This is a genomic window from Xanthomonas bromi (assembly GCF_900092025.1).
Classification (GTDB): domain Bacteria; phylum Pseudomonadota; class Gammaproteobacteria; order Xanthomonadales; family Xanthomonadaceae; genus Xanthomonas; species Xanthomonas bromi.
In genome coordinates this window covers 1-23,176 of the sequence record NZ_FLTX01000020.1, presented here as the reverse complement: position 1 = coordinate 23,176, position 23,176 = coordinate 1, and the positions used below count along the sequence as shown (strand labels likewise).

General features: G+C 61.5%; 23 protein-coding genes and 1 tRNA gene. 4 read left to right on the top strand and 20 right to left on the bottom strand.

The genetic code is table 11. The features are described from left to right. Nucleotides 1–3: 3 nt before the first annotated feature. The 20 genes from XBLMG947_RS07150 to thrS form a co-directional block, all read right to left on the bottom strand. Nucleotides 4–798 (bottom strand): polysaccharide pyruvyl transferase family protein, encoded by a 795-nt coding sequence (locus XBLMG947_RS07150; RefSeq protein WP_065467260.1) that lies wholly within the window; start codon nt 796–798, stop codon nt 4–6. Between the two features lie 36 nt (nt 799–834). Then, a complete protein-coding gene (locus tag XBLMG947_RS07145) occupies nt 835–2,031 on the bottom strand; it encodes a GumK N-terminal domain-containing glycosyltransferase (RefSeq protein WP_065467258.1) in 1,197 nt (398 codons plus the stop codon). Between the two features lie 63 nt (nt 2,032–2,094). After that, on the bottom strand, nt 2,095–3,582 hold the full coding sequence (locus XBLMG947_RS07140; RefSeq protein WP_065467256.1) for a lipopolysaccharide biosynthesis protein: 1,488 nt from the start codon (nt 3,580–3,582) through the stop codon (nt 2,095–2,097). Nucleotides 3,583–3,599: 17 nt separating this feature from the next. Then, nucleotides 3,600–4,649 carry a glycosyltransferase gene (locus XBLMG947_RS07135; protein WP_065467254.1) on the bottom strand — a complete coding sequence of 350 codons (1,050 nt, stop codon included), beginning with the start codon at nt 4,647–4,649 and terminating at the stop codon, nt 3,600–3,602. Further along, a complete protein-coding gene (locus tag XBLMG947_RS07130; RefSeq protein WP_065467252.1) occupies nt 4,646–5,788 on the bottom strand; it encodes a glycosyltransferase family 4 protein in 1,143 nt (380 codons plus the stop codon). Before XBLMG947_RS07130 ends, XBLMG947_RS07135 begins: the two co-directional genes overlap by 4 nt. Nucleotides 5,789–5,855: 67 nt before the next feature. After that, nucleotides 5,856–6,932, bottom strand: a complete 1,077-nt coding sequence (locus XBLMG947_RS07125) for an acyltransferase family protein (RefSeq protein ID WP_065467321.1) — start codon at nt 6,930–6,932, stop codon at nt 5,856–5,858. Between the two features lie 13 nt (nt 6,933–6,945). Next, a complete protein-coding gene (locus XBLMG947_RS07120; protein WP_065467250.1) occupies nt 6,946–8,037 on the bottom strand; it encodes an acyltransferase family protein in 1,092 nt (363 codons plus the stop codon). After that, complete coding sequence (locus tag XBLMG947_RS07115; RefSeq protein ID WP_065467248.1) at nt 8,034–9,323, bottom strand: polysaccharide biosynthesis protein GumE; 1,290 nt, start codon at nt 9,321–9,323, stop codon at nt 8,034–8,036. The genes XBLMG947_RS07120 and XBLMG947_RS07115 overlap by 4 nt, the downstream gene beginning before the upstream one ends. A gap of 94 nt (nt 9,324–9,417) precedes the next feature. Beyond that, the gene (locus tag XBLMG947_RS07110) at nt 9,418–10,872 is read right to left on the bottom strand and encodes an undecaprenyl-phosphate glucose phosphotransferase (protein WP_065467246.1); all 1,455 of its coding nucleotides are present in this window, start codon (nt 10,870–10,872) and stop codon (nt 9,418–9,420) included. A 241-nt stretch (nt 10,873–11,113) separates the two neighbouring features. Then, nucleotides 11,114–12,553 carry a GumC family protein gene (locus XBLMG947_RS07105; RefSeq protein ID WP_139074369.1) on the bottom strand — a complete coding sequence of 480 codons (1,440 nt, stop codon included), beginning with the start codon at nt 12,551–12,553 and terminating at the stop codon, nt 11,114–11,116. After that, nucleotides 12,535–13,233: a polysaccharide biosynthesis/export family protein gene (locus XBLMG947_RS07100; RefSeq protein WP_065467242.1), complete on the bottom strand. Its 699-nt coding sequence runs from the start codon at nt 13,231–13,233 to the stop codon at nt 12,535–12,537. The genes XBLMG947_RS07105 and XBLMG947_RS07100 overlap by 19 nt, the downstream gene beginning before the upstream one ends. A gap of 472 nt (nt 13,234–13,705) precedes the next feature. Next, nucleotides 13,706–13,782: transfer RNA gene (locus XBLMG947_RS07095), tRNA-Pro, on the bottom strand. Between the two features lie 60 nt (nt 13,783–13,842). Next, nucleotides 13,843–14,199 (bottom strand): MerR family transcriptional regulator, encoded by a 357-nt coding sequence (locus tag XBLMG947_RS07090; protein WP_005995911.1) that lies wholly within the window; start codon nt 14,197–14,199, stop codon nt 13,843–13,845. Beyond that, complete coding sequence (locus XBLMG947_RS07085) at nt 14,180–14,479, bottom strand: integration host factor subunit alpha (protein WP_002811076.1); 300 nt, start codon at nt 14,477–14,479, stop codon at nt 14,180–14,182. The genes XBLMG947_RS07090 and XBLMG947_RS07085 overlap by 20 nt, the downstream gene beginning before the upstream one ends. 21 nt (nt 14,480–14,500) lie before the next feature. Continuing rightward, a complete protein-coding gene (gene pheT / locus XBLMG947_RS07080) occupies nt 14,501–16,879 on the bottom strand; it encodes a phenylalanine--tRNA ligase subunit beta (RefSeq protein WP_065467239.1) in 2,379 nt (792 codons plus the stop codon). Nucleotides 16,880–16,993: 114 nt separating this feature from the next. Next, nucleotides 16,994–17,989 (bottom strand): phenylalanine--tRNA ligase subunit alpha, encoded by a 996-nt coding sequence (gene pheS, locus XBLMG947_RS07075; protein ID WP_065467237.1) that lies wholly within the window; start codon nt 17,987–17,989, stop codon nt 16,994–16,996. A 252-nt stretch (nt 17,990–18,241) separates the two neighbouring features. Continuing rightward, complete coding sequence (gene rplT, locus XBLMG947_RS07070) at nt 18,242–18,601, bottom strand: 50S ribosomal protein L20 (protein ID WP_003484828.1); 360 nt, start codon at nt 18,599–18,601, stop codon at nt 18,242–18,244. 10 nt (nt 18,602–18,611) lie between these two features. Beyond that, nucleotides 18,612–18,809, bottom strand: coding sequence for a 50S ribosomal protein L35 (gene rpmI, locus XBLMG947_RS07065; RefSeq protein WP_002811096.1), 198 nt, complete (start codon nt 18,807–18,809; stop codon nt 18,612–18,614). Between the two features lie 238 nt (nt 18,810–19,047). Beyond that, entirely contained in the window at nt 19,048–19,590 is a 543-nt protein-coding gene (gene infC, locus XBLMG947_RS07060; RefSeq protein ID WP_070690874.1) for a translation initiation factor IF-3, read from the bottom strand. A 48-nt stretch (nt 19,591–19,638) separates the two neighbouring features. Continuing rightward, entirely contained in the window at nt 19,639–21,543 is a 1,905-nt protein-coding gene (thrS, locus tag XBLMG947_RS07055) for a threonine--tRNA ligase (RefSeq protein WP_065467235.1), read from the bottom strand. Between the two features lie 633 nt (nt 21,544–22,176). Here thrS and XBLMG947_RS23155 point away from each other — a divergent pair. From XBLMG947_RS23155 to XBLMG947_RS07045, 4 genes are read left to right on the top strand one after another with little or no spacing between them, the layout of a single operon-like run. Further along, nucleotides 22,177–22,335, top strand: a complete 159-nt coding sequence (locus XBLMG947_RS23155) for a hypothetical protein (RefSeq protein ID WP_167352008.1) — start codon at nt 22,177–22,179, stop codon at nt 22,333–22,335. A gap of 6 nt (nt 22,336–22,341) precedes the next feature. Continuing rightward, entirely contained in the window at nt 22,342–22,539 is a 198-nt protein-coding gene (locus XBLMG947_RS23560) for a tyrosine-type recombinase/integrase (protein ID WP_083992923.1), read from the top strand. A 51-nt stretch (nt 22,540–22,590) separates the two neighbouring features. Then, nucleotides 22,591–22,845 carry a type II toxin-antitoxin system Phd/YefM family antitoxin gene (locus XBLMG947_RS07050; RefSeq protein WP_065467233.1) on the top strand — a complete coding sequence of 85 codons (255 nt, stop codon included), beginning with the start codon at nt 22,591–22,593 and terminating at the stop codon, nt 22,843–22,845. Further along, nucleotides 22,842–23,096, top strand: coding sequence for a Txe/YoeB family addiction module toxin (locus XBLMG947_RS07045; RefSeq protein ID WP_065467231.1), 255 nt, complete (start codon nt 22,842–22,844; stop codon nt 23,094–23,096). The genes XBLMG947_RS07050 and XBLMG947_RS07045 overlap by 4 nt, the downstream gene beginning before the upstream one ends. Nucleotides 23,097–23,176 lie beyond the last annotated feature (80 nt).

The window sequence follows — 23,176 nt, the reverse complement described above, 5'->3', positions numbered from 1 at the left end:
GAGTCACCAAAGGTCGTAAGGGAAGGCGGCCAACAGGCCGGCCTGCAGGTTTTCCAAATCGAAATCGCCGTTGCCGCCCAGCTGCAGACACTCTTCCACGCTGTTGCCGGAATGCCACTGCATGCGCCCGGTGCCGTTGTAGTAGTCGTCGTACTTGAAGCGATCTTCGCCGTTGCCCCAGTCCAAATACACCGCAGGGATTCCGTAGGCCTCGGCAAGGATCAAGCCATGCAACGAGCTGCTGATCACCAACTCGGCACCCAGCAACGTACTCATGAAGGCTGCGGGCTTGACGTTGGGGAACACCAAGTGATCTTTGTAAGCGCTGTACTTTTCGACCGGCTCGTTGAAGTGCGGGACGATGGCGAAGGGTCGCTTGTTGATCGGGCCGAGCGCGTCGGCCGGAAAGAACATCGGCGTCAGCAGCCCGGGATCGCCGTACACTTCCGGCACCGCAATGCCGCGATCGAGCAAAAACTTGCGCGTCTTCGGCCCACGCACTGCACGGACGTCGAGCGTACTGAAGGTGTTGCGCTCGGCAGGAATCTTGCCATTGATGCCACTGCCCCAGACGGTGTCACCGTCTTTGGCGAAGTGCAGCACCGAGCCGATCGCAATCAGCTTCTTGCTTAGATCCTGCTTTTCGATCAGCGTCTTGTCCCGCAAGGACAGCACGCAGGAGACGATCACCTTGGACAGGTGATCTCCCATATTCACGCCAGCGTTCTTGGGCTGCCACCAGAACAGTGCACGACGTTCTGCATGTTCTATCCATTTCTGCAGCAAGGCGTTGGCCATAACGTATGAGTCTCCTATAGAAAAAGGTGCGCCGCATCAGAGCGAGAGCGCAGCCTCCGACGAAGCAAGCGCCGCTGCGCTTTGCTGTGGATACAAACGGGTTTCCGGATACGCACCGGGATTCAGCACGCGATCGGTGGTGTCGGACCAATTCAGGCACTGGCGATAACGTACGTGCGGTGCTTCCAAGGCGCGGCCAATTGCCGCAATGACAGAATCAGCGTTGCCCGGCGTGTAGCCGAAACGCGACTGATACGGCCCGACCACGGCATTCGGACACACCGCAGGCAGTCCGAAAAAGTCGTATTGCAGCAACTTCATCGAACTATCGGCCAGATAGACCGGCACTTGCTCGGATGCATACGGCGCAATTCCGAAACGTGCGTGCTTGATGTAGCCGATCGTCTCGGCATGCTTCATCTCGCCATAGACCACCACGTTATCGCCGTAGCCCGGATGCCGCCCCATGCCAGAGCCGATCACATGAAACGTCACTTGCGGGAAGGCCTTGCTGGCGACCACGAAGAACTCCGGATCGAACAACATAGAACCGACCGCCACGGCGTGGATGCCCTCGCCGTACGGCGACGGGTCGCCGAGCTGGTCCAGGTTGTGATCCACGCCGTGGCCAACGTGATAGACGTTCTCGCGGCTGGCGATTTCTTCGGCCATGGCGGGCGATACCAGCGCGATGACATCAAGCGTGGGCGCGACGCGGTCGAACTCGCGTTCGATATAGGACGCCACGTTGATGGTGCTCAGCCCGTCGGACGCGCGATAGACCAGCTTGGCCGCCGGATTAATGCGCTTGGCCAGCTCGATGAAAGCGACCGCAATGCCGCTTTCGAACACGATCACATCCGACTCGCGCATCCAGTCGAGCAACTGGCGTGGCGGGTGCGCGGCGTACCAGCGAAACATTGCATCCTCGACTGAGCGCAGCCACGGACGACGCGTATTGAACGGGTGCACCGTTGTCCGCCACAGGTAGCAGTCGACGCCCTTATGCGAGACGACCGTGTTTGCGGTCTCGTCGAGCGGCAGGCGCATATCGCCCTTCATGCGCGACAACCGGCTATAACGCAGCGAGAAAAACCGCGTGGTCCCGCGCAACGCAAGTTGATCGGTGATGAAGTGGATATTGGCGCGACGCGGCGTGCGGTAATCGTGGGCGGACAAGACCAGATAGCAAGGCCGGCGGATGCCGGAAGCGGCGGCGGGTGTGTCGCTCATGGGCCGTGTCCTATGAATGAGTGAGAGAAAGCATGACCGACGGCAAGCGAAGACAATGTCGACTCATCGACGTGCCTTGGCCTGCGTCAGCAGCTTGCGGATATTGGCGATGGCAATTACATCGCGACGGAATGCAGGCCAGATCGCCAGGGTGAGCAGGCAAACCGCGAGCATCGCCGCTGCGCCGACAGCCAGTTGCTCCCAGAGCGGGCCGCCAACCGTGATGGATGCGTAATACGCGCATCCGCCCGCAATGCCGTACGCGGCCATGGCGCGCAGCGCATTGGTGAAGAGCGCTCCGACCGGCGCATCGGAAATCTTGCCGATCCATATCAGCGACAGCGGCCAGGTCAGCAATAATCCGAACGAGTAGCCGATTGCCACACCCATCGCGCCCCAGCGCGAGCCGACGAAGATGCAAGCGATCAGTACGATGCGGCTGACCAGCGAATACACCAGCTGCGCGCGCATCAATCCCCGCGCAAGGAACACCCAGTACGTCGCATAGGATGCCGTCTGGAAGATACCGCCCAATGTCAGCACCTGGAACAGCGGCACTGCCTCGCGCCATTGTTCGCCCAACACCAACACGATCAGCGGCATCGCCAGTGCGCAAGCGAACGCGAACAGCGCAAAGATCAGATGCACCATCACCGTCTGCCCACGCAGCAGGAACGCGCTGAAGCGTTCGCGGTCGTCTTGCAGTTGCGACAATACCGGCAACGCCACACTGGTCGCCGGCGCATTGATCTGATTCAACGGCATCATCAACAACTGGAATGCGCGGTTGTACAAGCCCAGCGCGTCGGGTCCGGTCCGCCAGCCGATGATCACCTGCCCTACGTTGCGACTGGCATAGCCTAGCAACTGCGCAGCCATGAGATTCCAGCCGAAGCTCATGAAATCGCGCATCGGCGCCGACCGCCGATAGCCACCTGGCAACCAGCGTGCGCAGCTCGCGGCGATGACGAAATTGACGATGGCCTGCACGACCTGCTGTACCACTAGCGCCCAGTAGCCCCAACCCAGCAACGCAGCGGCAACCGCGGCGCCCAGCCCCAATACCTGCGAACCGACGTCACTGAGCGCCACCTGCCCGAAGCGCAGCCCGCGGCTCAGGTGCGCGCGGTACTGCGTGGTCATGCCATTGATCAGGAAGGTGACTGCCAGTGACTGGGAAATCATCACCAGGGCCGGCTCTTTGTAGAAATTCGCAATCAGATGCGCCGACGCGAACACCACCAGCGACAGCAGAAAACCAATGCCGCTATTGATCCAGAACAGGTTATCGCGTTGCTCGCGGCTGACATGCTTGGCTTGCACCGCGGCAGCCGACAGGCCGAAATCGCGCAGGATCTCGGCAGCGCCGACGATGGCGGTGACCATTGCCATCAGACCGTAGTCGTAAGGCGTCAGCAAGCGCGCCAACAGAATGATGCCGCCGAACTGCACCACCATCTTGGCCGACTGCCCAAGCATGGTCACCGCTGCGCCCCCTGCAGCGCGCGAGCCCAGGCTGCGTTGCGGCGGCGGCGGTGTGGGAGATGTCATCGTAGGTGTCTCTGCAGTCACAGCGCGGCATCTCCATCCTTGCCCAACGCTTCCAGATAGGTGCGGTAATGCAATTGCCCGATCCGTGGCCAGTCGCGCTGCGATAGATCCGGCACCGGCCCGCGTGGCGCGGCACGTACCTTGTCCAGCATGCCTGTCAGCAGCGCCGCATCGAACTCGCCTTCATACAGGAAGACCCAACCGGGGCCGACTTCCTCGGCAATCGCTGCGTTGGATTCGCTCCACGGCGCCAGCACCGGACGCGCCAACGACAACGCCAGCAGCAAGGTGCCGGAGTTATGCATCTGTCGATACGGCAACACAACCAGTTCAGCCGCGCTGACTTCGCGCGCCAGCACCGGCTCTTCCACATATGCCAGCAATGCGGTGATGCGTGGGTCCTGCGCGCAGGCATCCTCGACCAAGGCACGCATCTGCGGCGTGGCCGGGTTGCCCACGATGCGCAGCGTAACGCGCGCATCGTGGACCTCACGCATGACGTCCAGCAAGGTTTCGACACCCTTATAGGGGCGAATCAGCCCGAAGTGCAGCAACCGCCCGGGAACCGTGCTGCCCTGCTCCATCGTCGCGAACCAGTCGCGATAGTGGCCGTGCAGGATCGTATCGGTGAACGGCGGACGCGACGGTGTGGTCGCATTGATGCGGATCCAGCGCCGTGTCAGCCGGTCGATCCAGCGCAGCAGGCGACGTTCGCGCCAGCCACGGTCTTCATGTGGCGCGAGATTGTGCAGGGTGCGCACCACCGGCGTACCGGTCAGTTGCAGCTTGAGCAACAACAAGGCAGCGCAGACCTGCTTGGCCAGGGTGCCGGCAGCGCTGGGATGGCGCAGCAGGTATTCGGGCCAATGCAGATGCAACACGTCGTAACGCGACAGCAATGCATCGCGCATCGAAAAAAAGCGCGGATGCACCGCGGCTGGTAGCGCGTCGTAAAGCTGTGTCAGGTACGGGTTGGTGCTGGCATTGGGTTTTTCGGTGGAAAACAGCACCGTGATCTGTGGCTGCGTTGCCGCACGCGTCATCGACGGAGAGGCCAGCGCGCTCATCGCACAGCCTCCTGCACGCGCGGGATGCCCAACGCATCGTGGTATTCGTCGATGTAGCGCCCGACCACATGCTTCCAGTCGTAACGGCTCACATAGGCCATGGACACCGTACGACGGGTGTCGAAATCGCTGTCGGCCTGCAGCGCAAGCGCCTGTACCTGGTCGGCTGCCGCTTCGATCCTGTCGCGACTGACGATCACGCCCTGGCCGGATTCGCTGGCAAGCCGCACGAACGGCGGAATATCGCTGAGGATCGGAATCAGCCCTGCACTCATCGCCTCGACCGCCGCAATGCCGAAGCCTTCATGCTGCGACAGGCAGACGAAGAACTGCGCTTGCCGCATCAGCGCGCGCAACTGTTCCTGCGAGGGCGACATGCTCAGCTGCACCTTGTCCTGCAGCCCACGTTCGGCAATCGCCTTGCGCAAATCGGCCTCGTTCAGATCGTACTCGCGGCCGGCGATGATCAGCCGCCATTGCGGGTCGCGCTTGAGCGCGGCTTGCAATAACTCAAGTGTTTCGATCAGTCCCTTGTTGACCGACCAACGCCCGAAATACAGCATCGTCCGGCCGGGCGTGGTCGCACCCTGCGCTGCATATTTCTGCACATCCACACCGTTTTCGATCACCCGCAGCCGCGAAGGCGACACCACCTTGGCGAAGAGATCGCCATCGTTTTCGCTGGTGGCGATCACACGTGCATACGCCAGTGCCGAGGCACGCGTGAGCGTTTGGAACCACAGCTGCTTCATCCGTGATGCGTAGGCGGTATGGAAAAAACCGCCATGCGTGGACACCACCATCGGCTTGCCGTGCAGTGGCTTGGTCAATGCCAGATAGTCGTAAAAAAAATCGATGCCGTGCAGATGTACGACATCGGCCGAACGAATCGCGCCAAGTACCGACGGCGCCAGTGGATAGCGCGACGATCCGCGATAGGAAATCCGCCGGATCGGCAGCCCTTGGTGCGTCTCTTGCGCCGCAAGCCGCGCACCGGGATCGGTGAACACGCGATCCAGCGTCACGACATCAACCGTATCGGCACTATTGGCTTGATGTTGGCGGGCAACATTGAGAACGACCTCCTCCATCCCTCCGATCGAAGGATGGAATTGGCGGACGACATGCACCACTTTCATTACGCCAATCTCCTTTGCCAGCCACGCGCACTCAGTTGCTGCGACGGCTGATGATTCTGAAAACTCGTCATTTGCGTTTCAATCCCAACATCCACGGCGCCACACGCACCAGCACCGCGCGCATCGGCACGCTTGTCGCGATCGCGAAAACGCTCAACCCCAACGCCCAGGCGGGCGTTCCGATTGCGCTGCGTGCGATCACGCCCGTACGTGCCACCAGGCTGGTGATCACCAAGAAGACCAACGTATGCGTGCACAGGATCAGCAAGGTATTGGTGCCAATCCACTGCACCCAGCGCAGGCGTCGAATGAAGTACGCGACGCAAAACGTCATCGCCGTCCCCAACAGGCTGACCAGCAGAAAGACGGCGGACGACTGCCCGAACTGCAGGTTGTTCACGTCCACCTGCCCGTTCCACCCGGCCAGCCACCACCACACTGCGGCCAACGGCACCAACGCCAGTGCCCACACGTGCGCGCCCAGCGATCGCAATGCATCGGCAAAGCGCGACAGCCAGCCGCCTATCGCAATGAAGAACAACGCGACCGGCAACACATCCAGCGCGAGCGGCAAACGCAACTGCAACGACGGGAACCAACTGGCCCATACCAGCGCCAGTGGCAAACTGATCGCCGCTACCGCGGCCGCACTCAATCGCGCACGCAGCGCAATGTAAGCGAGCGTTGTGACAAACAGCGCAGGTAGAAACCACAGCGCCGGAAGCACATACAGGCGTGAACCATTGGCCCACAGCAATCCCGTGAACGGGTGCCATAACGGACGCGCCTGTGGATGCCCCGCATGCCCGTCGATCGCAGCAGTCAACAACCACAGCGCATAGGCAACCATAAAGAAAGCGAGATACGGAACCAGCAACGTGCGCGCCAGCTTCGCAACCGTTGCACCCGTCAATGCCCGATGTCCAAACCGTTCGCCAACCCAGCCCGACAACACGAAAAACAGCGGCACATGGAAGCTGTAAGCGAACAGCTTGTAGGCTGGCGGCATTCCGCTGGCATGGCCCAGCACCACCAGCGCGATGGCCACCGCCTTCGCGGCGTCGATCTGCCAATCCCGCGTCGGCCGGGCATCTGCCGGGCTGTGCGCCTGCGCACCGTGCGGTGAAGAGAGTGCGCTTGTCATGCTCGAATGCCGCTCATGCCGCCACCCGGCGCGCACCCAGCGTCCACGGGGCGAAGCGCATCAATATCCAACGCAGCGGCACGCAGGCGACCAAGGCAAACAGTGTGACAAAAACCGCCCAGCCAAGCCCCGGACGCCCACTGCCGAATCCACCGGCCAGGGCCGCAACCCCGGACAACACGAAGAACACCAGCATATGGGTGCAAAGAATCAGCAACGTATTGCGGCCGATCCACTGCAGCCACGCCCAGCTCTGCACCAGCCGCGCTGCGCAGATCACCATCAACGAACCAAGCAACGCGCTCGCCAGGAACAGCGCGTGGTTGTGTCCGAATTCGAGCATATTGACGTCGATTCGTCCGTTGGCAGCGGCCAGCCAGGCCACCGCCAATGCCAGCACGACCGTTGCCAGCGCGCTGCCAGCCAACGACGTCGGCAGGCGCGGCGACACATAGATCAGCAAGGCGCCCAATGCATAGAAACACAGCGACACCGGCAGCACGTCCAAGCCGAAAAAAATCCGCACGTGCTGGGCAGGAAACCAGTTCATCCAGAACCACGCCACGATCAATGCCAGCACTGCGATCACTATTGGCGACAGCCAGCGGCGCAGCACCACATAACTCACCACGGTCACCAACATCGCCGGCAGAAACCACAGCGGCGGCTGTACGTACAGATCCGGGCCGATACCGGTGAACATCGCAACGATCGGCTCCCACCACGGATGACTGCCCCAGCGAGCGGCCTTCTCGCCGATGTTGCGTGTCAGCAACCAGTACGCGTAGCCCAACAGATAAAAGGTAACGTATGGCAGCAGCAGACTCCGCGCCTGCTTGCTGATCGTCTGCGTCAAGCCGGTATTGCGCGAGGCATAACCCGCCGCCAGCCATCCCGACACCAGGAAAAACAGTGGCACGTGGAAGCTGTAGGCAAACAAGGTCATGCCATGTGGAACGCCCTTGGCATGGCAGAACACCACCAGCAGGATCGCGATCGCCTTGGTGGCATCGATGCGCGGGTCGCGAGCGCGACCGGTGATGGCCACCTCCGCGCCGGCGGCCGGCAAGGCCGACAACGACGCCGGCGTTGCCGACACGCTCATCGTGATGCTCCCGCAGGCAATGGCAACTGCGCGCCATCTACCGTTGGATCGTCCTTGATCAGAGCAGTCGGCGTACCGGACGCAGACCAGGCCGGCAGCATGTGCCACATGCAACCACAAACGAACCACCATAATGCCGACGTCTTGATGGAGAAGTAGCCGTTGGACACCAGCAGGCTCAATGCGAACGCAAAAATCGCCAGGTTCTTGAACAGCTGTCCTTCCTTGCTCGGCATCAGCAGCAGGAACGAATAGGCCAGCAGAAAGGCCAGTACGCCCACGATCGATTGCGATGCGATGAAGTAGGAAATGCCGCTGTCGAAGTAGCGGTACGCCTGGTCGAAATCCAGGCCCATCCAGGACTCGAACGAGAGGTGATTCATCGAATACACGGTGAAGAACACTCGCCCCATTGTGGTGTCCTGATACGCGGTGATGCCGGTGACCCAGACCAGCAACCACGCGCTCACGATCACCAGCAGAAACACCAAGAACGCCAATCGCTGATCCAGCCGTTTCAATAGCGGCGACAGCAACACCATCAAGACACACGTGCCCGCCGCCAATCGTCCGTCGGAGGCCACTATCATGAACCCGATCAACCCCACCGACAGGATCAGCGCCGCCGGCCGCATCCATCGCCAGAACACGAGCAAGATTGCGGTAAAGAAGCAGATGTAGTTACCCATCGTCACCGGCTCGATGAACATCGAGGAGGCGCGTGGCAGGTTGGAGCCCGGCAGAAAATTGCGCTCGCCCGGCCGCGTGGCGCTGACGAACAGATTGCTGTCTTCGTTCCAGAAACCTTCGGCGCTCATGCCGCGCGCATTAACGAAGAAGCTCTTCGGATTGATCAGATCGCCGTACTTCACTGGCATCGCCAGCTCGAAGGCGGCAACCAGCGAAACGATGATCGTCATGCGGATGAAGAGTTTGGGCACCGAACCGGTGTAAGCCGAGCCAAGCACGACGAACGCGAACACCACCAGCGCATCGCGGAAGAACTTGGGGTCGATCTGCCAGTTCACCAAAAAACGCACGAACATCAGCGTGATGATCAAGCCGAGTCCGCTGATGATCAGCGCAATGCGCTTGCGACTGAGCGAGCCCATGCCCAGCACGAAGCAGGCCGCGTAGACCATGAACTCGACCGCATAGGTGATTACCGGTCGCACGGTGAATACGTTCGCGTTGATGAACGCCAGCACCAGGTTGTAACCCACGCCGACCAGCAATGTCAGCTCGATCAGCAGGTTGTGCCAGCGAACGCGGGTCTCTTCGCTCATTCGGATCAGCATGCAGACGCCTGCCTGAAAGGGGCGGCTGCCATGCAGCCGCCCGCGGCGCCGGACGCGCCAGGTCGCACGCTCCCCACCATCATCAGTACGCGGTCTTCTGTCCGAGCACGCGCACCGCAGTCAGCACGATGATGCGGATATCCAGCCACAGCGACCAACGACGGATGTAGTCGAGGTCGTACTGGATGCGCTTCTTCATCGTCCGCAGTTCCGGGGTCTCGCCGCGGAAGCCGTTCACCTGCGCCCAACCGGTGATACCAGGTTTGACGTAGTGACGCTGCATGTAATGGTTGATCAGCTTTTCATAATGGGTGTTGTGCTGCGCAGCGTGCGGACGCGGGCCCACGATCGACATGTTGCCGCACAGCACGTTGAAGATCTGCGGCAATTCGTCCAGGCTGCTGCGGCGCAGGAACGCACCGAAACGCGTGATACGTGCGTCGTTCTTGGTCGCCTGCTGGATCGCAGTGCCATGGTCGTCGTGCACACGCATCGATCGGAACTTGAACATGTAGAACTCGCGGCCACCCAAGCCATGACGGCGCTGGCGGAAGAACACCGGACCCGGCGAACTCAACTTGACGCCCACGGCGATCGCGGCCATCAGCGGCCACAGGCCCATCAGCGCGATCACGGCCAGGATCTTGTCCTGCAACGCCTTGGCCACCACGAAGTAATTGTCGCGGTCCACACCGCCCTGGCGCAGGTTGATCACCGGCACGTTGCCGATCTGCTCGCCGGACTGGTTTAGCAAACCGAAATCGAACAGGTCCGGCACCAGCTTGACGTTGATCGGGTAACGGTCCAGGCGCTGCAGCAGTTGCTTGATGTGGTCGCGCTCACCCAGCGGCAGCGAGATCCACACTTGCTCGACCTGGTTTTCCTTCAGATAGTCGATCAACGCCTCCGGCTCGCCGAGGCACGGCAGCGACTGGCGCTGTTCTGTCACGGCAATGTCGTACGGCGTGCGGAAGTAACCGACCAGGTTCATGCCGACCCACGAGTTGCGACTCAGATAATGGTTGATCTTCATCACCGGGTGACGCAGACCCACCACCACCACACGTTGGACGTCCACGCCCTGGGTACGCAGATGGTTCAAGAAGCCGCGCAGCACCGTGCGCGCCGCTACCAGCGAGGCCAGGCCACCGACGAACCACAGGCCGATCCAACCGCGCGACACATGTTCGCCCACCTGCACGATCAGCGCATGCACGGCGAACAACGCAAAGACGCCGCCGAACGCACCACCCAGCACCATCAATTCGCTCAACAGGCCACGGCCGCGCCAGCTGCGATACAACGGAAACAGCGCAAAGCAGATCACCGAATACAGCAGCGTGGTGGCGATCGCCAGACGATACGGCGCCGCCGGCACCCAGGAACCGAACACGATGCGGTAAGCGACCAGGCCGGACACCACCACCATGGTCAGGTCGAAGACGCGCAAAACCAGATCGGCCGCAGCCGAATATTTGGACAACAATCGCGGCGAGGAAGTTGTGTAAGTCGCGCTACTCAAGTCTGCCAAAAGCATGGGGATGTCCTCCAAACTCGATACGACGTATGCGGGGGAACATACAAATCGCACGCGAGCTTTCAATCATCTCCGTCAAGCGATCACCGCGGTAACTTACCGACCCCAGATCACTCGACAGCCCTTTGTTTCAACAGATACAAACCTTCAAACGAGGGAATCCAGAACATACTGGATCCCACCTTTTCCACGCTGAATCAGTTGTCACTTTAATTAACCATCGTTTTGCAACATCACGATGTCAGTTCAACCGCGTCTGCGGTCCATTGCCACGCAAGAAGTACCGCACAAGCGCCACGGCCAGACCTAGGAATACGCCAAAGATGAGTCCCAAAGCGAGGTTCAATTTCAGTTTCGGCGAAGTCTTCGACGTAGGCACATCTGCGGTATCGACGATGGTCACGTTGTTGGCGCCGACATTGCCAGCAACGCCGATTTCCTTGTAACGCTGAAGAAGCGCATCGTAGAGCTGGCGGTTGGTGTCGACGTCGCGCTTGAGCATGTTGTAACGGATGCTGCGACCCTGCAGATCGAGCTCGTTATTCCGCAACCCGGCGATGCGTTCGTTGAGTAACTGCTCCTGGTGCACCGACGCGTCGTAGGTCGCCTTCAACGACTGACGGACATTGATGACTTCACCATTGATCTGCCGACGCGACTCTTCAATCTGCGCCTTCAGACGCTGCATCTCCGGGTAGTCTGGCTTGAAGGTCGACAACTTTTGCTGGTATTCGGCGGTGAGACGCGCCTGCTCGCTGCGCAGGCTCTGAATCAATGGGCTGCTGAGCACTTGCGGCAACGACATGCCATCGCCGCTTTCTGCCTGGCGCCAGGCAGCCTCGGACTTGATGCGGGCATCCTGCGCGGACGCCAGCAACGCGTTGAGGTCAGTCAGGTTCTGCGCAGGCAGCGAAGGTTTGTCGTCGCCCACCGACACGATCTGCTCATCGGTCGAGTACGCAACCAGCGACTTTTCCGAATCCTCCACCTTGCCACGCAACTGCTCCAATCGCTCTGCAAGGAACTTGGTCGCGAAGGAGGACGCCCTCATGCGGCGCTCTTGCGTACTGATGATGAACATCTTCGCGTACGTATTGGCGATCTTGGCCGACAGCACCGGGTCCGGCGAATCGTAATTGACGTAGACCAGACGGGAATTGAGGATGGGCTCGACCACCAGGCCGGCCAGCAACGTATCGGTCAGGCTGCGCTCGATGATCGCCTGACGCGAATCCACCGACTTACCCGCCTCTGGATTCTTCGCCGCCGCCTTCTCCAAGGCCTCATCCACCTGCTCCTTGAACGCCGGCTCCTTGTCGAGCTTGGCTTCGCGGATCACCGCACGCGCCAGCGAACGGCTCTGCAGCAACTGATACTGGGTCTGGTAGAAATCGCGATCCTGCGGCGATTCCACCGGCATGAGGTTGTCGACATTCACCACATTGAGCGAATCGCGCTCGATCTGCAACGTGCTGGTCGCGCGGTACTTCTCCGGCATCAGCAGCGTGATGCCCAGCGCCAACAGAAAAGCCGCCACGGTGATCGCGATGATCAGCCAACGCTGCGAGACCAGGGCGCGCCAGTAGTCGAGCAAGCTCACATCGGCAAGTTCGAGATGCCCGTGACGATGCGACGAAGAGGAACGATTGTCGGAATTCATACTCATCGGTAAGCGCGCCACACCATCACAAGAGGAGTCAGTTCCAGCATGGTGCGCAACCACACACGCGCATCCGAGCGGTACACCACGACGATGTCGCCGCCGTAAATCTCAGGATCCGGATTGGTCCCCTTTTCGATCTCGGCCAGGTCGAACCGCGCGATCATCTTTTGCCCATTGACCACACGGAACACGATGACGTTGCCGCGGCTGGCTACGGTACTAACGCCTTTCGCCTGCGCCACGGCCTGCTGGAGGGTCAGATTGGCCCCGATGACCGGGTAGATCCCGGGCTCAGTGACAGCGCCCGTCACGGTGACGCGGCGACCGTTGGATTCCTGCACGAACACCGAGACCTGGGGATTTTGCAGGTAACCATTGTGATACCGGTCGGCCACCATCTTTTCCAGCTCGCCGACGCCCATGCCCGCCGCATTCACATCGCCGATGAGCGGCAACGAGATGTGGCCGTTCTGATCGATACGGACCTGTCGTTCCAGGTCGTCGATCTGGAACACCTTGACCAGCAGCAGATCGCCTGGAGAGAGCCGATACTCGGGCTGCACTGCAGACATTGCGAGCGGATCGGGAAGCGGCAACGACGTCGCCATGTCTTTCCCGGTGCTGCAAGCGCCGAGTGTCATCGAGCAGATCAACGCCAAGCTGAGCGTTTGGCAAAATCGTCCGATCAGTTTCTTCATGCGTGTGGCTGGCTGCCTCGGTTGGGTGGGACAGGAGCTCGCGCAGCATTCGACCGGCCAAACACGCCAGCAAGAACGTACGACGGAGAGTTCATCCCAAGACATCGGGATCACGACAGGGTAAGGCGTGTTGCACTGCACTATGGCACAGAAAGATTGCACTGCAAGACACTACACGCCATTTTTTTGACGGCGTTGGCCTATTGATTCAAGTTCGTCGATGCCGCGTTAACGGTCTGTGATCCACGTTGTGGTCTGAACCGGATGTTTCGGAGCAATTTCGGGCACTTAGCACCATTTCGTAGCCCTAGTCCATAGCGAACTGGACTGCAAAAATCAGGCGCTAGCTGAGCGTTCATACTTCAGCACCAATATGCCGATCTACATATACAGCGTAGCAAGCACTGACATCAAAACGTAATGTTGCCCTGCAACAAAAAAGCCCACGACGTGCCGTCATGGGCTTGAGGTTTGGTCGGGGTAGCCGGATTCGAACCGACGACCACTAGTCCCCCAGACTAGTGCGCTACCAGGCTGCGCTATACCCCGAAGATGCTGCATCCGCCGCGAGGGCGGCCTGCGATTATAGCGGCTTTGTGAAACGTTTTCCTAGCGCCGCAGCAGTTGCAGGACTTCTTCCAGTTCCATCCGCACCTGCTTGATGATCTGATTGCTCAACGCAGACTCGCTCTTGGCGCCATCGCCTTCCAGGCGCAGTCGCGCGCCGCCGATGGTATAGCCCTGTTCGTACAACAGACCGCGGATCTGCCGCACCATCAGCACGTCATGACGCTGGTAGTAGCGCCGGTTGCCACGCCGCTTGACCGGCTCCAGGCTGGGAAATTCGGTTTCCCAATAGCGCAGCACATGCGGTTTGACGTCGCATAGCTCGCTTACCTCACCGATGGTGAAGTAACGCTTGGCCGGGATCGGCGGTAGCTCGCGATTACTGCCCGGATCCAGCATATGCCTCCACCCGTTCCTTGAGTTTCTGGCCGGGGCGGAAAGTCACCACCGTCCGTGCCGAAATCGGAATTTCTTCGCCGGTCTTGGGATTGCGACCGGGCCGTTGATTCTTGCGCCGTAGATCGAAGTTGCCGAAACCGGACAGCTTCACCTGACGACCCTGCTCCAGCGCATCGCGCAGCACATCGAAGAACGCGTCGACAAATTCCTTTGCCTCACGCTTATTCAGACCGACCTCGTCGAACAGACGTTCGGCCATCTCAGCTTTCGTCAATGCCATGCCAATCCCCTGGTTACCGCCTCAACTCCGGATCCGGGCGCGATGCTCGCGCTCGATCACGGCCACCACATCGGTGACGACCGCATCCACGTCCCGGTCGGTGAGAGTGCGCGAGTTATCCTGCAAAATCAAGCCCATAGCCAGACTCTTGAAACCTGGCTCGATCCCCTGCCCGACATAGCGGTCGAACAACTGCACCTCGCGCAACAACGGCCCGACCGTGGTCCGCACACTGGTCGATACTGCCGCCCAGCTCACCTCTTCCGGAACCAGGAAGGCCAGATCGCGGCGTACCGAGGGGAAGCGCGACAGCTCGCCGGCACGCGGCAGCGCCCGCTGCACCAACGGCGCCAGCTGCAGTTCAAATGCGATCACGTTCACGTCGATATCCAGCGCCTTGGCCAGGCGCGGGTGCACCTGTCCGATCCAGCCGATGCAGCCACCGTCACGGTAGATATCGGCCGACCGGCCCGGATGCCCGAAGGGCTGCGTCGACGGATGGAACTCCAACTGCGCACCGCTGGCCGCCGCCAGTGCCATCAGGTCACCCTTGAGATCGTGGAAATCCACCTTGCGCGCGGCCTCACCCCACTGCAGCGCCAGCGCATCGCCGCACACCGCTGCGGCAAGGTGCTGCGATTCCTGCGGTGCGGCGCCGGCATCAGCGGCAGCCGCGAACACCTTGCCCAACTCGAACAAGCGCACCCGCCCGGCCTGACGGGCAGCGTTGCGGCCCAATGTGGCGACCAGGCCCGGCAACAAGCGCGGGCGCATGATCGCCAGCTCCGCACTGAGCGGATTGGCCAACGGCACCAAGCCATCGGTGAACTGCCAGCGCTCCAGCAATCCGGCATCGACGAAGGCGTAGTTGATGGTTTCCTGCAGCTCGCGCGCCACCAGCTGGCGACGCACACTGAGTTCGTCCAGTTGGGTCTCGCTCGGCATCGCGATGCGACTGGCGCCACCGGGCAGCGTGGTCGGCACCCGGTCGTAACCGTGGATGCGCGCCATCTCTTCAATCAGGTCTTCTTCGATCGCAATATCGAAGCGCCGGCTCGGCGCCATCACTTCCCAGCCGTCGGCAACTGCATCGACTTGCATGCCAAGCGCGCGCAACATGCGCACGACATCGGCATCGTCGATGTGGATGCCGAGCACGCGTGCAATGCGCGCGCGACGCAGCAGAATGCGCGCCGGCTGCGGCAGATGCTGCGGCAGTTGCGCATGCACCACTGGCCCGGGCGTACCACCGGCCAACTCCAGTACCAGACGCGTGGCGACCTCGATCGCTTGCGGCGGCAATGCCGGATCCACGCCACGCTCGAAACGATGCCCGGCATCGGTATGCAGGCCGAGTTTGCGGCCACGGCCCATGATCGCGGCCGGATCGAAATACGCCGACTCCAGAAACACATTGCGCGTGGTGTCGGTGACGCGCGTGTCCAGCCCGCCCATCAATCCGGCCAGCGCCACAGGGCGGTCGGCATCGGTGATGGTCAGGAAGCTATCGTCCAGCGTGGCCTGACGCCCATCCAGCAGCGCCAACTGCTCGCCGGCACGCGAGTGGCGTACGCCGATGGGGCCGTGCAACGTGTCCAGATCGAAGGCATGCATCGGCTGGCCAAGTTCCAGCATCACGTACTGGGTGATATCCACCAGCAACGACACCGGGCGCACGCCACTGCGGCGCAGCCGCTCGGCCAACCACACCGGCGTTTTCGCGGCCGGGTCGATCCCTTCGATCACACGCCCGCAATACCGCGGCGCCTCCTTGCCGGCATCCAGCTCGACTGCCAACGTGCGCGTTGACGCCGGCGCCACGACACCGGCGTCGAATGCCACCACTTCGCTGGCGCACGCGGCGGCCACGTCGAAGGCGATGCCGCGCACGCTGAAGCAATCGGCGCGGTTTGGAGTGAGTTTGATCTCGATGCTGGCATCGGGCAGCCCCAGATAGTCGGCAAGCGCCTGCCCCACCGGCGCATCGTCCGGCAGTTCGAACAGGCCGGAGGCATCGCTATCCAAACCAAGCTCCTTTGCCGAACACAACATGCCGTTGGACGCCACACCGCGCAGCTTGGCAGCCGTAATGGTCAGCTCGCCGATCTTCGCCCCGACCAGTGCCAACGGCGCCACCAGACCGGCACGCGCATTCGGCGCGCCACACACGATCTGCAGCAACTCGCCCTGCCCTGCATCGACGCTGCAGACCTGCAGACGATCGGCTTCAGGATGGCGCACCGCCTCGACGATACGCGCCACCACCACCTGGCAAAGCGACTCGCCCAGCGGCGTGACCTCTTCGACTTCCAGACCGATCGCCGTCAGCGTCGTGGCCAGTTCGTCGCGCGTGGCCTGGATCGAAACGTGGCTGCGCAACCAATTTTCAGAGAATTTCATGAGGAGCCGGGATTCGGGAATCGGGATTGGGGATTCGTACAAAGCAGCAGGTCGGAACGGTGCGGAACAGGGTCGCTGTTGCAAATCCCCAATCCGAATCACCAATCCCCGCCGTCAAGCAAACTGCCGGAGAAAACGCACATCGTTCTCGAAGAACGCGCGCAGGTCGTTGACGCCGTAACGCAGCATCGCAAAACGCTCCACGCCCAGACCGAAAGCGAAGCCGGTGTAACGCTCCGGGTCGATGCCGACGCTGCGCAGCACGTTCGGGTGCACCATGCCGCAGCCCAATACTTCCAGCCAGCGCGTGCTGCCGTCGGGCTGCTGCCAGGCAATGTCCACTTCCGCACCCGGCTCCACGAACGGGAAATAGCTGGGGCGGAAACGCATTTCGAAATCGCGCTCGAAGAACGCACGCACGAACTCGGACAAGGTGCCCTTGAGGTCGGCGAAGTTGGAGTGCTCGTCCACCAGCAGGCCTTCGACCTGATGGAACATCGGCGAGTGGGTCTGATCCGAATCGGAGCGATACACCTTGCCGGCCGCAATCATGCGCAGCGGTGGTTTGTGCGCATCCATGTAACGCACCTGCACGCCCGAGGTATGGGTGCGCAGCAGACGTCCATCGCCGAAATAGAACGTGTCGTGCATCGCGCGCGCGGGATGGTGCAGCGGGAAATTCAGCGCTTCGAAGTTGTGCCAGTCGTCTTCGATTTCCGGTCCGTCCGACAGCTCGTAGCCGAGCCGCGCGAAGATTTCGACGATGCGCTCCAACGTGCGCGTCACCGGATGCAGACCACCGCGCTCGCTGCGGCGGCCCGGCAAGGTGATGTCGATGCGTTCGCCGGCAAGACGGGCGTCCAGCGCCGCGGTTTCCAGCGTGCTCTTGCGCTCGGCCAACGCCGCCGTCAGCGCGTCGCGCGACAGATTGATCGCCTCGCCTGCCGCCTTGCGTTGATCGGCTGGCAACGTGCCGAGCTGCTTGAGTTGGGCGGTGATGCTGCCGCTCTTGCCCAGCAAGGCGACACGCAAGGCTTCCAGTTGGTCCGGCGTCTGTGCGGCGGCGACATCGGCCAGCGCGCGCTCGGTCAGGGATTGAATCTCACTCATTGCACTTGCGCCTCAACTGCTAGCCGAACGGTGTTTCCGGGTGCACCGGAACGCATTGTCACTGCATTGCTCTGCCATCGCCCACTTGGCCGCTTCGCAAAAACGCAAAAGGGGAAGGACTCGCGCCCTTCCCCCTGCATCTATGCGTTTCCACGCATCGAAAGCATCCGCACCGAGGTGCGACTACTGACGATGACCCGCTTCTGTCAAAAGTCCGCACATGGATATGCGGGCTCTTGCGAGGGACTCGCACTATGCCGCCAGCGCGCCCTTTGCCTTCTCGGCCAGCGCGGCAAAGCCGGCGGCGTCGTGCACGGCGATATCAGCCAGCACCTTGCGGTCCAGGGTGATGCCAGCCTTGAGCAGGCCATTCATGAAACGGCTGTAGCTCAGGCCGTTGATGCGGGCAGCCGCGTTGATGCGGGTGATCCACAGCGAACGGAAATTACGCTTCTTCTGCTTACGACCAATATAGGCGTACTGCTGTGCCTTGATGACCGCCTGCTTGGCAACGCGGAACACCTTGCGGCGAGCGTTGTAGTAACCCTTTGCCAGGGTCAGAATTTTCTTGTGGCGGCGACGCGCCTGTACGCCACGCTTTACTCGTGCCATGGGTCAGTCCTCAGAGGTAGGGAAGCATACGGTCAAGACGGCCAGCGTCCTCGGCACGGACGTGATTCGTCTGCCGCAGGTTGCGCTTCCGCTTGGTCGCTTTCTTCGTGAGGATGTGGCTACGGTTGGCATGGCCGCACTTGTACTTGCCGGAGGCGGTCTTGCGGAAACGCTTGGCCGCCGCCCGGTTGGTCTTGATCTTGGGCATTGCAATGTCCTTGATGGTGTTTTGTCACTGACACGGGCGGCAGTCTTGCGACCACACTTTCCATCCTTGCCCTTGCCTGCTTGTAAGTCCTTGATCGAACACGATCCGGACAGGTCCTGTGCCGCTTGCACGGCTCCCGGCAAAACCGGGCCGCGCAGTCTACCCGTTGCCGGGAATTCTTGCAAATCGATGGACTCGCAACCATGGCGGACCCAGTCGGGCCCAGCATGGTGCGGAATCAGATCTTCTTCTTCGGCGCGATCATCATGACCATCTGACGCCCTTCCAGGCGCGGACGGGATTCGATGACGATGTCTTCGCCCAAGTCGGCCTCGATGCGTGCTGCCATCTCGCGGCCGAGCTCCTGGTGGCTCATCTCACGGCCACGGAAGCGGATGTTGACCTTGACCTTGTCGCCCTCTTCCAGGAAACGGCGCATGTTGCGCAGCTTGATCTGGTAGTCGCCCTCGTCCGTGACCGGACGGAACTTGAGTTCCTTGATCTCGACCTGCTTGGTCTTCTTCTTGGCCTCGTTGGCCTTTTTCTGCTGCTCGAACTTGAACTTGCCGAAATCCATGATCTTGCAGACCGGCGGATCGGCCTGCGGCTGGATTTCGACCAGATCCAGGCCTTCTTCTTCGGCCTTGGCGAGCGCTTCGTCGCGCGACAACACGCCGACCATCTCACCGTCGCTGCCGATCACGCGAACGCGCGGCACACGGATTTCTTGGTTCTTGCGGTTCTGTTTGTTGTCAGGGGTACTGATATTGCAATCTCCCAGGGGAATCGAACCGGCGCATCCGGATCATCCAGACCGGCCGGGGTTGGCTCACGCTGCCTGCTCTGCCTGCAGGCGTTCGATGAAGGAAGAGACCGTCATGGTCCCGAGGTCCTCCCCCGAACGCGTCCGCACGGCGACTGCGCCATTTTCCTTCTCGCGGTCACCGACGACGAGCAGGTACGGCACGCGTTGCAGCGTATGCTCGCGGATCTTATAACCGATTTTCTCATTACGCAAATCGGCGTTGACACGGAAGCCTTGATTTGCAAGGGTTTTCCGAACCGAATCCACATAGCCTGCCTGTGCGTCGGTGATATTTGCGACAACGACCTGGACTGGAGCGAGCCATGACGGGAAAGCGCCGGCGTGGTGTTCGATCAGGATGCCGATGAAACGCTCCATCGAACCGACGATGGCCCGGTGCAGCATCACCGGATGCTTCTTCTGGCTGTTTTCGTCCACATACTCGGCGCCGAGGCGGCCCGGCATCATGAAATCGACCTGCATCGTGCCCAACTGCCAGGTGCGGCCGATCGCGTCCTTGAGGTGGTACTCGATCTTGGGGCCGTAAAAGGCGCCCTCGCCCGGCAGTTCCTGCCACTCCACCCCACACACGCCCAGCGCACTGCGCAGCGCCGCTTCGGCCTTGTCCCAGGTGACGTCGTCGCCCAGGCGCTTTTCCGGGCGCAGTGCGATCTTGATCTCGATGTCGTCGAAGCCGAACGCGGTGTAGACCGCCAGCGCCTGCTGGTGGAAGGCGGTGACTTCCGCTTCGATCTGCGATTCAAGGCAGAACACGTGCCCGTCGTCCTGGGTGAAGCCGCGCACGCGCAGGATGCCGTGCAGCGCGCCGGAGGGCTCGTTGCGGTGGCAGGCACCGAATTCGCCGTAGCGGATCGGTAGGTCGCGGTAGCTGTGCAGGCCCTGGTTGAACACCTGCACGTGGCCGGGACAGTTCATCGGCTTGACCGCGTAGGTACGCTTCTCCGACTCGGTGAAGAACATCGCGTCCTGGTAGTTGTCCCAGTGGCCGGATTTCTGCCACAGCGACACGTCCAGGATCTGCGGGCAGCGCACCTCGCCGTAGCCGCTGTCGCGGTAGACCTTGCGCATGTACTGCTCGACCACCTGCCACAGCGACCAGCCCTTCGGGTGCCAGAACACCAGACCGGGCGCTTCTTCCTGCAGGTGGAACAGGTCCTGCGCCTTGCCGATGCGGCGGTGGTCGCGCTTGTCGGCTTCTTCCATGCGCAGGATGTAGGCATCGAGCTGCTTCTTGTCGGCCCAGGCGGTGCCGTAGATGCGTTGCAACTGCTCGTTCTTGGCATCGCCGCGCCAGTAGGCGCCGGAAATGCGGGTCAGCTTGAACGCCTTGAGGAAGCGCGTGTTGGGCACGTGCGGGCCGCGGCACATGTCCACGTATTCCTGGTGGTAGTACAGGCCCATCGCGGTGACGTCATCGGACATGTCCTCGATCAGGCGCAGCTTGTACTCCTCGCCGCGCTGGGCGAACACATCGATCACTTCCGCGCGCGGAGTGACCTTTTTGATCACGTCGTAGTCCTGCGCGATCAGTTCCTGCATGCGCTGCTCGATCGCCGCCATGTCTTCGGGCGTGAACGGGCGCTCGCTGTAGATGTCGTAATAGAAGCCTTCGGCGATGACCGGGCCGATCACCATCTTGACCTTTGGGTACAGCTGCTTGACCGCATGCCCGACCAGGTGGGCGCAGGAGTGGCGGATGATTTCCACGCCTTCGGCGTCCTTGGCGGTGATGATGCGCAGGCTGGCGTCATGGTCGATGACGTCGCTGGCGTCGACCAGCTGGCCATCGACCTGGCCGGCGATGGTGGCCTTGGCCAGGCCGGCGCCGATCGACTGGGCGACCTGCATGACCGAGACGGGGGATTCGAATTCGCGGCGGCTACCGTCGGGGAGCGTGATGTTGATCATGGGCAAGAATGAGGTCTGGGCTGGCTGCAGCGGTCGGCTGCCATGAGAGCTCTGGCCATTGCTGGACAGGCTCGGAAAGAACGTACGAAAAGTGCTGCGGAAACCAACGGCACGCGGGCGCTAGCTGCGCTGGGGCCGGTCCGGGCAACGATGGGCGGTGGTAGTGCTCATGTCGCACGCTGGGCCGGCGCGGAGCGCGGGCCACCTTCTCGCAAGGGATCTTGGACGTGAATGGTAAACCAATCAGACGGCTGCTGCGTGCAGTGGAACGGCACCAGCGGGCACATGGCATGATGCCGGCCACTTGTCCTGCCCGTCCGACCACGACCATCAGGGTTAAAGCAACCTCGCTGGATATCGCCTACGTGGTAATCCCCCCGCCTTTAGCGTTCGCCAAAAGTGGAGCTACGCGGCCATCGCCAATTTCATTGCTGGGGTGAACCGCCCCGGGATTCCTGGAGGCTCCAACTCTTGAGAGGATGGATTGATGACCAAGCCAGTGAAGTATTCCCAGGAAGTCCGGGAGCGCGCGGTGCGGATGGTGCTGGTGGCGCTCAACACCGGCATGCGCCGCGGCGAGCTGCTTGCCTGGACTGGGCAGACGTCAACCTGCCGGGCAAGCTCGTCACCGTCATGGTGGCCAACGCGAAGAGCCGCAAGGCCCGCCATATCCCGCTCAACAGCGAGGCACACGACACGCTCGCGCGCTGGGCCCAGCAAGACGCCGGCACCGGGCTGGTGTTCCCTTCGCCCAGGACAGGCCTGCGCATGGACAACATCAGCAGCAGCTGAGAGGAACTGTGCGACGCGATCGCCCTGCCCGGCTTCCGCTTCCACGACCTACGCCACGCATTCGCCAGCCGCCTGGTGATGGCCGGCGTCGACCTAAACACCGTGCGCGAGCTGCTCGGGCACTCCGACATCCGCATGACGCTGCGCTATGCACACCTGGCGCCAGACAAGCTGGCCGAGGCAGTAGGACGGCTACAGAGTTGACAGGCACGCAACCTGCGCGTACATTTTTCTGTACATACAAGGACCACCCCCATGGACACCATCTCCTACACCGCCGTACGCGCCTCCCTTGCCGACACCATGGACCGGGTTGTCAACGATCACGAGCCGGTAATCATCACCCGTAACAGCCGCGAGCGAGCGGTGGTCATGCTTTCCCTTGAGGATTTCAAGGCAATGGAGGAAACCGCCTACCTGCTGCGCAGCCCTATCAATGCACAGCGGCTGCTTGAGTCCATCACGCAGCTCGACGCCGGCAAGGGTCAGGCGCGGGAACTGCTTGAGTGACGATCCAGTTCTCGGATCATGCCTGGGACGACTACCTCTACTGGCAACAGACCGACAAAAAGACCTTGAAGCGAGTTAACGAGCTCATCAAGGCAATTCAGCGCGAGCCGTTCGCCGGCATCGGCAAGCCCGAGCCTTTGCGACACGCACTGGCAGGCTATTGGTCCCGTAGGATCACCGACGAGCACCGGATCGTCTACAAGGCCGAAAATGGTGCTGTCGTGATTGCGCAGATCCGCTACCACTACTAACGCTGAATTTCGGGCTTCCTCAGATTGAGAAAGCCGACCCCATTACCTGCACCGCAGGGAATTTCCGCCGTAGGCAGGAA